We start from the raw sequence: 1,342 nt of genomic DNA on the forward strand, positions 1-1,342 counted from the left end.
GTTCGTTTGATGGTGACACAAACTCAAAAACAAACTTATACCCCAGAAGAATACCTAGAACTTGAAGAACAAGCGGAATTTAAAAACGAATATCGGAATGGAGAAATTTTACCTATGGCTGGTGGAACCACAAATCATAACAAAATTGCTGGAAATTTCTACAAAAGATTTCCCTTAACCATTCAAGAACAAGATTATGAGGTTTATATTGGTGATGTAAAATTATGGATTCCTTCTGATCAAACTTACACTTATCCTGATATTATGGTAATCGAAGGAGAACCCATTTATCAAGAAAATCGCCGAGATATTATCACAAATCCTCTGTTAATTGTGGAAGTGTTATCAAAATCTACTCAAAGTTATGATCAAGGGGATAAGTTCCGTTCCTATCGTTCAATTCCGAGTTTTAAAGAATATATTTTAATTGATCAATCTAGTTATTATCTCGAACAATATTCAAAACAAACCGAAAATCAATGGTTATTTAAAGAGTATGAGGGCGAAGATTCGGTGTTAACTTTAGATTCCGTTGAGTTACAGATGTCGTTAGGGGAAATCTACGAACGAGTTGATTTTGAACAAACTGAAGAATAAGGAAAATTAGAACTTCTATCTTTCATCAATTTCAAGTTCTCGTAGGAAGTAAAATTGATCGCTTTCGTCAACACGACCCAAATAACCCGTTAACGGTGATGACAATTCTATCAGCAACTCTCGAACTTTTTCTTCCGACAGTGTAGAATTTATGTCTGTTGCAAACATCGAATTATATTGGGTTCTGGTTTCTGTAACTGTGGGTTGATGACTTCCAAGTTCTCCTAGTTTTTTAACAGCTTCAATGACTTGACTTCGCAGTTGAAGGTTTTGTTTTACTTTCTCAATATATTCATCAATTTTACCATCAATTTGTCCGGCTGTTAGATAATCTTTCAGTTCAAATAGATTAACCGAACCGGGATATTTTGCTTCAAGTTCAACCAAGTTTTGTAAAGTCATGGGATTAATAATACTGATAATTGATTGTTGTGCAGATTTCTCAAGATAACTGGTAGGTTTACCAGGGCCAATAATTAATTTTACAGCAGTTTCATAGCTTTCTCTACCCAGATGTCTCGTACCAATTCGATAAAGTTGTTCTGCTGTAGAGTCAGGAAGACTCTTTCCGGCTTTGCATTCCCCCACCATTGGATAGGGTTTAGTACAATACAAATCCATTCCACCTGCACCCCCTTTTGCATCGCTATCAACCTCAAAACCCAAAAATACCAAACTTTGACGAACGATATTTTCAAAAGCGGTTCCTTTTTCATATTTTCCGCCTATTGAAGATCGGAAGAGC

General features: G+C 35.7%; 1 protein-coding gene and 1 pseudogene. One reads left to right on the forward strand and one right to left on the reverse strand.

Translation table 11 applies throughout. The features are described from left to right. The first annotated feature begins 9 nt into the window (after positions 1-9). On the forward strand, positions 10-597 hold the full coding sequence (locus M595_RS27620) for a Uma2 family endonuclease (protein WP_023067450.1): 588 nt from the start codon (positions 10-12) through the stop codon (positions 595-597). Positions 598-612: 15 nt separating this feature from the next. On the opposite strand, the pseudogene M595_RS31400 reads toward M595_RS27620, so the two are convergent. After that, positions 613-1,342 (reverse strand): annotated as a pseudogene (locus M595_RS31400) (DUF1802 domain-containing protein); the annotation flags it as partial.

The sequence above is a fragment of the Lyngbya aestuarii BL J genome (genome assembly GCF_000478195.2).
Classification (GTDB): domain Bacteria; phylum Cyanobacteriota; class Cyanobacteriia; order Cyanobacteriales; family Microcoleaceae; genus Capilliphycus; species Capilliphycus aestuarii.